This is a genomic window from Kribbella sp. NPDC002412 (assembly GCF_053592935.1).
Genome location: NZ_JBSFBL010000060.1, coordinates 32,761 through 45,364, shown reverse-complemented (window position 1 = coordinate 45,364; position 12,604 = coordinate 32,761). Strand labels below are relative to the sequence as shown.

General features: G+C 69.5%; 12 protein-coding genes. 5 read left to right on the top strand and 7 right to left on the bottom strand.

Annotated elements, in window-relative coordinates:
• The 7 genes from ACWCOV_RS34720 to ACWCOV_RS34690 all read right to left on the bottom strand — a co-directional run.
• The coding region (locus ACWCOV_RS34720; RefSeq protein ID WP_449833599.1) for an epoxide hydrolase family protein at positions 1 to 809 on the bottom strand (809 nt) is incomplete at its 3' end.
• A gap of 7 nt (positions 810 to 816) precedes the next feature.
• On the bottom strand, positions 817 to 1,257 hold the full coding sequence (locus tag ACWCOV_RS34715) for a MarR family transcriptional regulator (RefSeq protein ID WP_449833598.1): 441 nt from the start codon (positions 1,255 to 1,257) through the stop codon (positions 817 to 819).
• Positions 1,258 to 1,301: 44 nt separating this feature from the next.
• Positions 1,302 to 3,386, bottom strand: coding sequence for an FHA domain-containing protein (locus ACWCOV_RS34710; RefSeq protein WP_449833597.1), 2,085 nt, complete (start codon positions 3,384 to 3,386; stop codon positions 1,302 to 1,304).
• 145 nt (positions 3,387 to 3,531) lie between these two features.
• Positions 3,532 to 3,756, bottom strand: coding sequence for a hypothetical protein (locus ACWCOV_RS34705; protein ID WP_449833596.1), 225 nt, complete (start codon positions 3,754 to 3,756; stop codon positions 3,532 to 3,534).
• Positions 3,757 to 3,938: 182 nt separating this feature from the next.
• Entirely contained in the window at positions 3,939 to 5,114 is a 1,176-nt protein-coding gene (locus tag ACWCOV_RS34700) for a hypothetical protein (protein WP_449833595.1), read from the bottom strand.
• A gap of 225 nt (positions 5,115 to 5,339) precedes the next feature.
• Positions 5,340 to 6,059 (bottom strand): SRPBCC family protein, encoded by a 720-nt coding sequence (locus ACWCOV_RS34695; RefSeq protein ID WP_449833594.1) that lies wholly within the window; start codon positions 6,057 to 6,059, stop codon positions 5,340 to 5,342.
• Positions 6,056 to 6,631, bottom strand: a complete 576-nt coding sequence (locus ACWCOV_RS34690; RefSeq protein WP_449833593.1) for an ArsR/SmtB family transcription factor — start codon at positions 6,629 to 6,631, stop codon at positions 6,056 to 6,058. The genes ACWCOV_RS34695 and ACWCOV_RS34690 overlap by 4 nt, the downstream gene beginning before the upstream one ends.
• A 152-nt stretch (positions 6,632 to 6,783) precedes the next feature.
• Here ACWCOV_RS34690 and ACWCOV_RS34685 point away from each other — a divergent pair, with 152 nt between their 5' ends.
• From ACWCOV_RS34685 to ACWCOV_RS34665, 5 genes are all read left to right on the top strand, one after another.
• Positions 6,784 to 7,701, top strand: a complete 918-nt coding sequence (locus tag ACWCOV_RS34685; RefSeq protein WP_449833592.1) for a nucleotidyltransferase domain-containing protein — start codon at positions 6,784 to 6,786, stop codon at positions 7,699 to 7,701.
• Positions 7,691 to 8,455, top strand: coding sequence for a nucleotidyltransferase domain-containing protein (locus ACWCOV_RS34680; RefSeq protein ID WP_449833591.1), 765 nt, complete (start codon positions 7,691 to 7,693; stop codon positions 8,453 to 8,455). The genes ACWCOV_RS34685 and ACWCOV_RS34680 overlap by 11 nt, the downstream gene beginning before the upstream one ends.
• Before the next feature lie 149 nt (positions 8,456 to 8,604).
• Positions 8,605 to 10,728, top strand: coding sequence for an alpha-galactosidase (locus ACWCOV_RS34675; protein WP_449833590.1), 2,124 nt, complete (start codon positions 8,605 to 8,607; stop codon positions 10,726 to 10,728).
• A 43-nt stretch (positions 10,729 to 10,771) separates the two neighbouring features.
• The gene (locus ACWCOV_RS34670) at positions 10,772 to 11,719 is read left to right on the top strand and encodes a carbohydrate ABC transporter permease (RefSeq protein ID WP_449833589.1); all 948 of its coding nucleotides are present in this window, start codon (positions 10,772 to 10,774) and stop codon (positions 11,717 to 11,719) included.
• Positions 11,716 to 12,597: a carbohydrate ABC transporter permease gene (locus ACWCOV_RS34665; protein WP_449833588.1), complete on the top strand. Its 882-nt coding sequence runs from the start codon at positions 11,716 to 11,718 to the stop codon at positions 12,595 to 12,597. The genes ACWCOV_RS34670 and ACWCOV_RS34665 overlap by 4 nt, the downstream gene beginning before the upstream one ends.
• Positions 12,598 to 12,604 lie beyond the last annotated feature (7 nt).

Below are 12,604 nucleotides of genomic sequence, written 5' to 3'. Positions count from 1 at the left end.
ACCGCGCCGAGCAGCAGCAGTACGACGGCCACGGTGATCGTCGGCCCCGCCGGGGCGTGCGTCGCCAGGTGGGAGGCGAACTTCCGGTCCAGCTCGATGATGCGGGCGTGCACCTCCGGCGGCAGGTTCGGCGGGATCGGGTGGCCGCCGCTGAAGTCCCACGCCCGGTCTCCGTTGAAGAACGAGAGTTTCAGGCCCGAACCGATGTGGATCCCGTAGAGCTCGTCGGCGTACTTGTGCCCGAGTTGCCCGGTGACGAGTGCGCCGACGTCACAGCCGCCGGCGGCGTACCGGTCGTACCCGAGGACTTCGGTCATCAGCTCGTGCCAGACGTCGGCGATCTTCCAGAAGTTCATGTCCGGCCGCCCGGTAAGCGGGGTGGAGAAACCGAACCCGGGCAGCGACGGCACGATCACGTCGAACGCGTCGGCGGGATCACCGCCGTATGACGCGGGGTCGGCGAGCGGATCGATCACCTTCGACCAGTGCCAGAACGTCCACGGCCAGCCGTGACTCAGGATCAGCGGCGTCGGATCCGGGCCGACGCCGGGCTTGCGCATGAAGTGCACCGGTACGTCGGAGACGTCGACGCGGTACTGCTCGTAGGCGTTCATCGCCCGCTCCGCCGCGCGCCAGTCGTACCCGTCGGCCCAGTACTCCACGAGCGCTTGCAGGTCGGTACGACGTACGCCGTAGAAGCCGTCCTTGTTGCCCACGTCGAGCGGCCACTTGGTCGCGCGCAGCCGGTCGCGCAGGTCGTCGAGCACCTCGTCGGGCACGTGGATCGGGGTCTGTTCCAGATTCTTCATGGTTGCCTCAGGCATCCTCGGTGGCGATCTCGGCGGCGATCTCGGTCAGGCGGGTCAGGACCTGCATCGAGCCCGCGAGCACGGCGCGTTCGTCGTCGGTCAGCTGGTCGATGAGCCGGGTCAGCTCGGCGACCCGGTTCGCGTGCCGGGACCGGACGATGTCGCGGCCTTCCCGGGTGAGCGACAGCAGCATCGCGCGGCCGTCGGTGGGGTCCGGGCGGCGCGTGATCAGCCCGTCCTGCTCGAGCTTCCCGACCAGGCTGGTCAGCGCGGGCTGCTTGAGCTGCTCGGTCTTCAGGAGATCCGTCAGCCGCAGCGGCCCGCTCCGCGCCAGCGTGTGCAGCACGGACAGCGTCGAGAAGTTGAACCGCTGCACCGAGGGCAGCCGGATGAAGATCGTGTTGAAGTCCTCGATCACCGTCGTCAGCCGGTCGACGTCTACTGTCACCCGGTGAACTATATCAATTTTCGATGTTGTTCTGGTTGGTGAGGTCAGTTGCTGAGGGCGAGACCGGGGACGGCGATCGCGGGGTTGCCCGAGCGCAGGGTGAGAGTGGCGGCGGTCAGGCCTTCGGGCAGGTGGCCCTTGAAGGTGATCGTGCCGTGCTCGACGGCGCCGGCGGCGATCGAGTCCGGCCACTGGCTGCGGAAGCCGTCGGCCTTCAAGGAGTTCCCGTCCGCGCCGGTGAAGGCGGCCTGGCCGTCGAGGGGGAGTCTCAGCGGCTGATCGCTGCCGTTGCTGATCGCGACCTCGACCCGGGTGAAGTGGCTCGTGTACGTGACGTTCTCGACCGTGACGGTCACTCCGGCGCCGGTCCGGGCGACGGGTTTGATCAGGCGGTCCTCGCCCGACTCCTTGCCGGTCACGTAGGCGGCGGCGTACTCGACTCCTGCGGTGAGCGCGAACCCGCCGACGCCGACGGCGAGCAGTACGGCGCCGATCGCAACCAGCACCGGTACGTCGAGCCGGCCGGCGCGGGGGCGGTCCTCGGAGGCGATCGCGTCGAGCAAGGCGACGACCATGGCCGCGATCAGTGCGATCGCCGGTGGGACCAGCCAGCGCAGAGAGCCGCCGACGCCGTCCGCGAAGAACGTCGCGACCACGTTGATGACGAGGCCGAGCCCGAGTACGGCGGCCCCGACCAGGAGCGCACGTACCAGCCGCACACGGCCGACCGCCGACTCCTCGGTCGCTACCGGGCCACGCCGTACCGGCTGCTCCGGCTGGCGGGGCGTCGGGGCAGGCGTCGAAGACTGCTGCTGGTCGAACGCCGAATCCGGCCAGCCGGACGACTCGGACCAATTGGCCGGCCCACCTTCAGGCCGCACCAACGCCGGCCGCTTCCCCTCCGACCAAGGCGACCGAGCCGGCTCCGGATTGTCCGCCGAAGGATAAGCCGCCCAAGCCGCCCCGGACGCGTTCTCGTCGGCATCCACCCAACCGACCTGGACCCCGTCCTCCCACTCGTCCCGCGGCCCGGCCTCACCAGCCAGGTCATCCCAGAACGCAGCGTTCCCCTCACCAACAGACTCCGAGCCACCCTGCGCCAAGTTGCCAGAAGCCCCCACCCGCCCCGCGGCGGCACTACCCGCCCCGTCCCGAGCCGCCTCGCCAGCCGCATCCGCCGACCACGTCGTCCGCGGCGAGCCAGCCGCACCGACCGACGGCGCCGTGCCTGGTGCATCGGCCGCCCGGTGAGGTGCTGCTTCGGGGCTGTACCCCGCCTCACCCCGAGCCGCCGGGCCGCCTGCCTCGCCTCGGGCCGTCAGGCCACCTGACTCGCCTCGAGCCGCCAGGCCACCTGCCTCGCGCTGGGCTGACGCGCCTGCCTCGTCTCGTGCCGACGGGCCTACGACCCCGCCTTGCGGTTGGGCGCCCGGGACGTCGCCGTACGGCGGCATGCCGCCTTGCCCGGCTTGGGCCGGGGGCTGGCGCGGGGGAGCCGGGGTGTTGCCGGCAGCTAGACCGTCGGTGGATGCGTGGTCGGGCCGGGATGCAGCCGGCGGCGTCGACGAGGTGCCGCCTGCGGCCGGCGCGGTTTGAGCTGGGGGAGCTGCGCGTGGTGGTTCGGGTGGAGGAGCCGGGGTGTCGCCGCTCGCCAGGCCGCCCGCGGATGCGGACGTATCGGGGCGGGGTGTGGCGGGCGGGGTCGTCGAGGTACCGCCCGCGGTCGGCGGGAGTACGGAGGCACCGCCTGCGGCCAGGCCACCGGCGGGCGTCGTAGGTGCAGCGGGGACGCGAGCCGGCGTCGGTGCGGGAGCTGAGGACGCGGGGGTGGAGCGGGTGGTGGATTCGTGGAAGGTGAGGACTGAGCGGCCGATGTGGATTCGGTCGTTGTTGGTGAGGGCGGTGGGCGCGGCGAGGCGGCGGCCGTTGAGGGCCGTGCCGTTGCGGGACTCGTCGACGAGGGTCCACGTGCCGCCGGAACGGTTCAGGCGGGCGTGGATGCGGGAGATCTGGTCGTCCGACGGCAGCCTGATGTCGGCGTTCGAACCGCGGCCGATAGTGAACGTGTCGCCGTCGGCAGGCAGCGTCCACCGCTGCGAACCGAGCGACAGCGCGAATTCGGTTTCCACTAACACCCCACCCGGCAGCCAACCCGTCTGCGCGATTGTGCCTGCCCGACCCACACCAGGTCCAGACCGCCCCGCCCGCATGAGCCGCGTCACACCCAGATCCACCCCAACCCCCGCCTCACCCCCACCAAAAGTCACACCCAGATCACGCCCCAGCAGGACCAGCCCGCCGTCCGACACCCTCGCCAACACCCGCCGCCCGCCGCACGACGACTCCGAAGACCAGCAAGTCGTACGGCGGTCCTGCCGAGAGCAGCACGCCGTACGACGCCAGCATGCGACATGCACGTCGTACGCCAGTCCCGTCGAAGCCAGCGCCGTACGGCGATCCCCCGGCACCTGCACGCCGTACGACGCCAGCGTGCGACATGCACGCCGTTCGGCCGGCAGTCCCGTCGAAGACAGCAGCTCGTACGACGGCCGCGGGAGTGCAGTTGTCGGGTGGGAAGTGTGCGCGGTGAGGTGGTCGGGTGGGAGGTGGGGTGTTCCGTGAGGTCAGCGCCGTCCGGCGGCCTCGGGGTGAGGCCGCCGTACGCAGGTTCCAGGCGCCTGTTAGTTGAGGACCATCCGCGGCTCGCCGTTGAGTAGGCCGGGGCCCGAGATTGTGCAGGTGCCTCCTCGGTTTTGGGTGTAGGTCTGGCGTATGCAGGAGCGGGTGGCCAGTTGGGCCCAGTAGTTGGGGTGTAGGGATTCCTGGATGTAGTAGTTGGAGCCGACCGTTGTGACCGTGCGGATCTGGTTGACCCACTCGGTCTTGTCGACCGCGGTCGACTGGGTCCACGAGCTCAGCCCGACCTCCTCGTACAGCCCGACGCTCTTCTCGCACAGCCGCCGCCCGTTGAACGCCGACTGCAGCTCAAGCAATCGCGTGTTGCTCAACCCCGACTGGCTGATCGCCGCGCGGACCGTGTTGTTGATGGTGAGGAGGGCGGTGCTGTTCGCCCAGTCGGCGTCCGCGTTCCAGAAGCCGCAGCCGCCGACGCTCTGCCGCGTGAAACCGCTCTGCCCGTACCGGATCCCGCTGCCGGCCGGGATCGGCGACGGGTACGTCTGCACGAGCAGCGTCCACCCGTTGTCGGCGTACCCTGCGTTCCGCATCGCGGTCCGGACGTTCTGGAACGCAGCGGCGATCCGACCGCGTACGGCGGTCACGTTGGCGGTCGTGAAGTTCGCGACCACCGAGGAGTCGTCCTTGCAGTAGTCCGGGTTCCACGACGGCGACAGCAGGAAGTTGCTCACGCACTGCGTGACGATCGAGGCGAAGTTGAAGTCGTTGCCGCCGATCGACACGACCACTTGCCGCACGTTGTGGTTCCCGGCGAACTGCTGCAGCAGTTTCGCCTGGCCGAGATGCCCGGCGCCGTCGTCGTAGAAGTCGAGCCCGGGTTTGAAGTAGTCGCCGGTGCTGGTGGTCGTGCGGGCGCCCGAGCAGGCGAGGTTCAGACCGCCGACCCCGCCGCCGATGTACGCCTCGGCCGAGCGGCTGCGGTGGCAGCGTGGGATCACCTCGGCGGTGCCGCTCGCGTTGTCGTGGTAGGCGTGTGCGCCGAGCGCGTCCGCGGGTGCTTCGGAGTTGTTGGAGCTGCCGGCCCAGCGGCCGGCTTCACCCGAGATGTACGAGTCGCCGACGGTCACGACGTACGGCGTACCTGTCCCGGGTCCGTCGGCGTGCGCGGGGGTTGCGACCAGGCCAAGGCCGGCCATGGAGAGCACGAGAACTGCGGGCACCGAAAAAGAGCGGGGCGGAATCTTCACCGGAGGGCCTCTCTCGCCGGAGGTCGGTGACCGCCCGGACCCCCGTGCCGGCCACCGTGGCGAGAATGTACTCCCGGGTAACCACGAAAAGAAGACCGAGAGTGCTGACACCTTTGCGCACTGTCACGACCGTGTCAGCCGATGTGTGAAGATATTCTGCAGATGAAGCAGGTGCGTCGCGTCGTGGAGGACGAAGCCTCAGCCGCCGAGGTCAAGCGGGACCGGGTAGCGCTCCTCCCACCACGCCTTCCACCGCTGCTCGAGTGCGTCGCGGTCCACGTCGCCGTACAGGGAGAGGACCGCCATCGAAGCGCCGTCCGGTTTCTTCTCGTTCGGCGGGACGTGGCTGACGACCAGCAGTCCGTTGCCCCACCCGTCGACGGTCAGCCCGACCTGGTGGTCAGACGTGAACCACACCTGCCCCTTGGCCTGCTCGCCAACCAGATCCAGCTCGTACGGCGTCCCGGCCGGCCGCACTTCGATCCCCAGCTCCGTGATCGGTGAGCGGGCGCCGGCGCCCGAGTAGAACAGCGTCCGCCGCGGCTCGCCCGGGTGGATCTCGACCGCGAACCGGAGCTGGTTCATGAAGGTGATCCAGCCCTCGGTGATGTCGTCGTAGTACGCGTCCCACTCGGGGTTGGCGCCGTACGCCGCTCTGGTCAGCGTGATCCGCGATCCGCCCTCCACCGGCTCGATCACGAACTCGTCGCCGTTCCCGAGCGTCAGGACCGCATGCGCTGCGTCGGCCGTGACCTCGGTGAAGTAGATCAGGTCGATCTCCTCGTCGAGCCCGCCCTGGGTCCCCTCGTACTCCCAGCCGTGCCAGTGCCGGATCTTCTTCTTGTCCCGCAGCGCGTCCCAGACCGCCTCGACCGGCGCGGCCACGGTCACCACGATCCGGGGTCGTTCCTCACTCATGCCTTGTCTCCTTCGGTACGACGGGACGCCGGGTGGCCGCCCGCGATCAGCCGGTACGGGCGACCGCCCTCGCTGTCGAACTCCTCGACCGTCCGCCGGATCGCCTCGGTCAGCGCGTCGGTGAAGCGGTGCACGTCGCCGGGCGCGGCGAACCGCACCTCGGCCTCGAGCGTGAACGTCAGCAGTCGCTTGCCCTCGGCATCGGCCGCGGTCTGCATCCGGGCCACGTCCCGAACGGCGCCGGCGGCGACTTCCACCAGGTGCTCGGCGGCGTACTGGTCCTGGATGGTGCTGAACGCCCGGCCCATCACGCCCGGGTCGACGACCAGGGTCGCGGCGGACGCCCGCAGGATCCGCTCGGTGAACCCGCGCCGCCGGCGCTCCTCGACGAGCTCGACCAGGCCGGCCTTCTCCAGCTCCCGCAGGTGGTAGTTCACCCGCTGCCGGGGCAGGTCCAGCGCGGCCGCGAGCTGAGTCGCCGACGACGGCTCGCGGAGCAGGTCGAGCAGCTGCCGCCGGATCGGCGACAGCGCCATCCGGACCTTCTCCGGCTCCTCCACGTATCCGAGCACGCTCTCAGATTCCACTTGACAGGAAAATTTGTCAATAGGGCCGCGGACCGCCACCCCATCGCAATGCCGGCTCAAGCGGTGCGGGCACGCTCGGCGTGGGCAGGGCGGCGGGATTGTGATGGCCTGGACGTCCGGCGTGACAGCATGCGGGCATGGCGTTGGTCGGACCGCAGTTGCCGGTGGGGACCCAGGTGGTGATCCGGGTCGCCGCGCCCGACGACCACGGCGGTACGGCGCAACGCGGAGCGACCGGCCGGGTCGCCGGAGTCACGCCCGACGGCCGCTACACCGTGCGCCTCGCCGACGGCCGGGAGACCGTCGCTCGTCGCGACCAGCTCAGCCTGCGTACGGCGTACCAGGACGAAGCGATCGAGTTGGACCAGCCCGACGGCGACCGGCTCGTGCTCGACCACACCATCTACGCGGCGGTCGTCGGGTCCCGGGCGTTCGGCCTGGACACCGACGCGTCGGACACCGACACGCGCGGCGTGTACGTCGCCCCGACGGAGTCCTTCTGGTCGCTCGCCAAGCCGCCGACCCATGTCGACGGCCCGGAGCAGGAGTGGTTCTCGTGGGAGGTCGAGCGGTTCTGCGAGCTCGCGCTCAAGGCCAACCCGAACCTCCTCGAGGTGCTGCACTCGCCGCTCGTGGTCCGGCAGACGCCCCTCGGCGCGGAGCTGATCGAGCTGCGCGAGGCCTTCCTGTCGCAGCTCGCCTACCAGACGTACTCGGGCTATGTGCTCAGCCAGTTCAAGAAGCTGGAGGCGGATTTCCGCCGCGACGGCGCGCCGAAGTGGAAGCATGTCATGCACCTTCTCCGGTTGTTGCTCGCGGCCCGCGCTCTGTTGCTGGAGGCAAAGCTGGTCGTGGACGTCGGCCCGGACCGGGAGCGGCTGCTCGCGGTGAAGCGTGGTGAACTGTCCTGGGACGACGTCGAGCGCTGGCGGCTCGGGCTGCACGAGGAGCTCGACGACGCCTTGCAGAGAACGGTTCTCCCGGCGACACCGGACGTCGCGCGGGTCGATGCCTGGCTGAGGTCGGTCCGGAAGAGGAGTCTCGGTGACGCGTGACATGCGGCAGCTCGACTATGCCGAGCTGCGGGCCATCATGGGCGAGCAGCCGTACCGCTTGCTGTTCGCAACGGTCTCCGGCGCGCACCTGTACGGCTTCCCGTCGCGCGACTCCGACGTCGACCTGCGCGGCGTCCACGTCCTCCCGGCGGCCGAGGTGGTCGGTCTGCGGACCGGTCCGGAAACCCTGGACCGGACCTGGTTCGAGAACGAGGCCGAGGTCGATCTCGTCACCCACGACCTGGCGAAGTTCGCCCGGCTGATGCTGCGCCGCAACGGGTACGTGCTGGAGCAGGTGCTCTCCCCGCTGGTCGTCGTGAGCACTCCCGAGCACGACGAGCTCAAGGCGCTCGCCGCGGACTGCGTGACGAAGTGGCACGCCCACCACTACCGCGGCTTCGCGAACACGCAGTGGGACTTCTTCGAGAAGAAGTGCGAGCTCAAACCGCTGCTCTACACCTTCCGGGTGCTGCTCACCGGCATCAGCCTGATGCGGACCGGAGTCGTCCAGGCAGACCTGCGCGAACTGGTCGACCTGAGCGAGGCGCCGGCGTACCTGCCGGAACTGATGGCCGCCAAGGCCGAGGCCGAGCACGGCTCGTTGGAAGGGATGCCGGCGGAGCGGCTGGCCGAGGATGTCAGCAGGCTGCACGCGGCCCTCGGCGACGCCGAGGCCGCCAGCCGGTTGCCGGACCGGCCGTCGGCCGAGCCGGCGCTGCACGACTTCCTGGTGCGCGTGCGCCTCTCCGCCTGACTTCGGGGCGGATAACGGTTGCCCACCCTCTGGGATGACAACGCTGACGCGTCTAGGCTATTTACTTAACTTCGTGAAGCATTGACATCCGGGCTGGCGGGGTAAATAGTTCCGTCCTGAAATCAATCAGAAAGCAGAGTGAATCAACAGTGTCGAACATCGAGGTACTGCAGCTCCGGGCTGCCGGGGTCAGTCTGGTGCTGGACTGCTCGGGTCCCGCCCTTCCGTCCGTCCTGCACTGGGGCGCGGACCTGGGTGAGCTGACCGCGCAGGCTCTGCTGGATCTGCGGCGTGCGGCCGGCGCGGCTCAGGTCGGCAACGGCCTGGACGACAACCAGCCTGTCGCGATCGTGCCCGAGTACGCCACCGGCTGGTTCGGTCTGCCGGGCCTCAGCGGCCACCGCGACGGCCAGAACTTCTCCGCGGCCTTCCGCCTGACCAGCGTCGCCCAGACCGGCAACACCGTGCAGGCCGACGCTGTCGACGACGAGGCCGGCCTGGCGATCCGTCTCACCATCGAGCTGACCGACTCCGGCCTGGTCCGGGCGAAGGCGGACCTCACGAACACCGGTGCGACGCCGTACACGATGGATGGGCTCGTGCTCGCGCTGCCGGTCCCGACCGAGGCGACCGAGCTGCTCGACATGACCGGCCGGCACATCGGCGAGCGGCACCCGCAGCGGCACGCGTTCACCCAGGGCGCGCACATCCGCGACAACCGCCGTGGCCGCACCGGCGCCGACGCCACCCTCCTGCTGATCGCCGGCACCCCCGGCTTCGACTTCGGCACCGGCGAGATCTGGTCCGTCCACACCGCGTGGAGCGGCAACCACCGCTCCTACGCCGAGCGCGGCATGAGCGGGTACGGCGTCATCGGCGGCGGCGAGCTGCTGCTGCCCGGCGAGGGCCGCCTCGAAGCCGACGGCACCTACAGCTCGCCGTGGATCTACGGTTCGTACGGCGTCGGGCTCGACGAACTGTCGGCCCGTTTCCACGAGTTCCTCCGGGCCCGGGACAACCACCCGAAGACCGAGCGTCCCGTCGTACTGAACACCTGGGAAGCGGTCTACTTCGACCTCGACCTGGACAAGCTGAAGGCGCTCGCGGACGCGGCCGCCGAGGTCGGCGCCGAGCGGTTCGTGCTGGACGACGGCTGGTTCCGCGGCCGGCGCGACGACCACGCCGGGCTCGGCGACTGGTACGTCGACGAAGAGATCTGGCCGAAGGGCCTGCACCCGCTGGTCGACCACGTGAAGGGTCTCGGGCTGCAGTTCGGGCTCTGGGTCGAGCCGGAGATGGTGAACCCGGACTCCGACCTGGCCCGCGAGCACCCGGACTGGATCCTTGCCACCGGCCACCGGATGCCGCCGACCGCGCGGCACCAGCAGGGCCTGAACCTCGGCGTGCCGGCGGCGTACGACTACATCCTCGAGCGGCTCGACGCGCTGCTGACCGAGTACGACATCGCCTACCTGAAGTGGGACCACAACCGGGACTTCGTCGACGGCGGCAACCAGCTGACCGGCACGGCCGGCATCCACGCGCAGACGCTCGCGGTGTACCGGCTGATCGACGAGCTGAAGCGGCGGCACCCGGGCCTGGAGATCGAGTCGTGCTCGTCCGGCGGCGCCCGCGTCGACCTGGGCATCCTCGAGCGCACCGACCGGGTCTGGGGCAGTGACAGCAACGACGCGCTGGAGCGGCAGAAGATCCAGCGCTACACGCAGCTGCTGCTGCCGCCGGAGCTGATCGGCTGCCACGTCGGCCCGCCGCGGGCGCACACCACCGGCCGCACCCAGGTGCTGTCGTTCCGCGCGATCACCGCGCTGTTCGGCCACTTCGGGATCGAGTGGGACATCGCCTCGGCGAGCGCCGAGGAGCGCAAGGAGCTGGCCGGCTGGGTCGCCCTGCACAAGGAGCTGCGGCCGCTGCTGCACACCGGACGCGTGGTCCGCGCCGACCGCGGCCCGGACGACTTCCTGCTGCACGGCGTGGTGGCGCAGGACGGCTCACGGGCCGTCTACGCCGCCGTACAGCTGACGCAGTCGATCACCTCGGCCGTCGGCCGGGTCCGGCTGCCCGGGCTCGACCCGAACCGGACCTACCAGGTGCGCAAGACGGCGACACCCGGACCGGAGTCGCGCGCCGTCTCGTGGTGGACCGACGGCGGACAGGTCGAGCTGACCGGTGCAGCACTGGGCGCGGTCGGGGTGCAGATCCCGGCGCAGTGGCCCGAGAACGCGATGTTGCTGGATGTGACTGCGATCGACTAGCCGTCCAGGGCCTAGGCGATCGCCGATCGAGAAGGAGATCCCCGTGACCGCGACCACCAACGCACCACCTAGAAGCAGCAGACGAAATCACGGGGAGCAGGCTGCGCCGCCGCCCAGACGGCGCAGCCTGGGGGACCTGAAGGTCGCGATGATCTTCCTGGCTCCGGCGTCGCTCGGCTTCGTCGTGTTCTACATCTGGCCGACGCTGCGCGGCGCCTACCTGAGCTTCACCGAGTACAGCCTGCTGTCGGCGCCCGACTTCAACGGCCTGGCCAACTACGAGCGCATGGTGCAGGACAGCCTGTTCTGGAACGCGCTGGTGGTCACGGTCGAGTACGTCGTGATCAACATCGGAATCCAGACCGTGCTGGCGGTCGGGATCGCGATGCTGATGTACCGGCTGACCCAGTCGATCACGGTCCGGGCGGTGGTGCTGCTGCCGTACCTGGTCGCGAACGTGGTGGTCGCACTGGCCTGGTACTGGATGCTCGACTTCCAGGTCGGCATCGTGAACCGCGGCCTGACCTGGATCGGGGTCGACCCGGTCGCCTTCTTCGGCGAGTCGCAGTGGGCGATCCCGACGATCGCCGGGATCAACATCTGGCGGCACATGGGCTACACCGCGCTGCTGGTGTTCGCCGGGCTGCAGATGATCCCGAAGTACGTCTACGAGGCCGCCGAGGTGGACGGCTCGACCGAGTGGCGGACGTTCTGGCGGATCACGCTGCCGCTGCTGCGGCCCGTTCTGGTGATGGTCCTGGTGGTCACCATGATCGGCTCGTTCCAGATCTTCGACACCGTCGCGGTGACCACGGCCGGTGGCCCGATCAACGCGACCCGGGTCATCTACTACTACATCTACGAGCGGGCGTTCACCCGGTTCGACTTCGGGTACGCCTCCGCGATGGCGATGGTGCTGTTCGCCATCCTCGCGGTCGTCTCGCTGCTGCAGCTGCGGCTGCTCCGGGCGAAGGAGAGTGACCTGGCATGAGGAAGGATCTGAACGCCGGCCGGGTCGTCGCCTGGGCCTGCCTGGTCGTGCTGATGCTGGTCACGCTCTTCCCGTTCTACTGGATGCTGCGTACGGCGCTGTCCGACAACACCCAGCTCGCCGGGCACCCGAACTCGCTGCTCCCGGTCGAGACCACGCTCGGCGCCTTCAAGCGGGTGCTCGGGCTGTCCACGCTGGAGGAGGCCCAGGCGCAGGGTGGTTCCGGCGCCTCGGTGAACTTCTGGCTGTACCTGCGCAACTCGGTGATCGTGGCAACGGTCACCACGATCTGCCAGGTGTTCTTCAGCGCGATGGCGGCGTACGCGTTCGCCCGGCTGCGCTGGCCCGGCCGGGACAAGGTGTTCGCGTTGTTCCTGGCCGCGCTGATGGTGCCGCCGATCTTCACCACGCTGCCGAACTTCGCGCTGATCAAGAGCCTCGGGCTGCTGAACAGCTTCGCCGGCATCATCCTGCCGAGCGCGTTCATGACGCCGTTCGCGATCTTCTTCCTGCGCCAGTTCTTCCTCGGCATCAGCCGGGAGCTGGAGGAGGCGGCGATGATCGACGGCGCCGGGCACCGCAAGATCTTCTTCCGGCTGATCATCCCGATCAGCGCGGCGCCGATCAGCACGCTGGCGATCCTGACCTACATCAACTCCTGGAACGAGTACTTCTGGCCGTTGCTGGTCGGGCAGCAGGAGAACGTCCGGGTGCTGACGGTCGCGCTCGGCGTGTTCCGGTCGCAGACCCCGCAGGGCGGTCCGGACTGGGCCGGGCTGATGGCCGCCGCGCTGGTCGCGGCGCTGCCGATGATCGTGCTGTTCTGCGCGTTCGCCAGGAAGATCACCAACTCCATCGGTTTCTCCGGGATCAAGTGAGGTGTCT

Bases quoted from the DNA above. Each gene is read 5' to 3' on its own strand.
- ACWCOV_RS34705 (WP_449833596.1), bottom strand. From the start codon at position 3,756: ATGTCGCACGCTGGCGTCGTACGGCGTGCAGGTGCCGGGGGATCGCCG.
- ACWCOV_RS34695 (WP_449833594.1), bottom strand. From the start codon at position 6,059: ATGAGTGAGGAACGACCCCGGATCGTGGTGACCGTGGCCGCGCCGGTC.
- ACWCOV_RS34685 (WP_449833592.1), top strand. From the start codon at position 6,784: ATGGCGTTGGTCGGACCGCAGTTGCCGGTGGGGACCCAGGTGGTGATC.
- ACWCOV_RS34665 (WP_449833588.1), top strand. From the start codon at position 11,716: ATGAGGAAGGATCTGAACGCCGGCCGGGTCGTCGCCTGGGCCTGCCTG.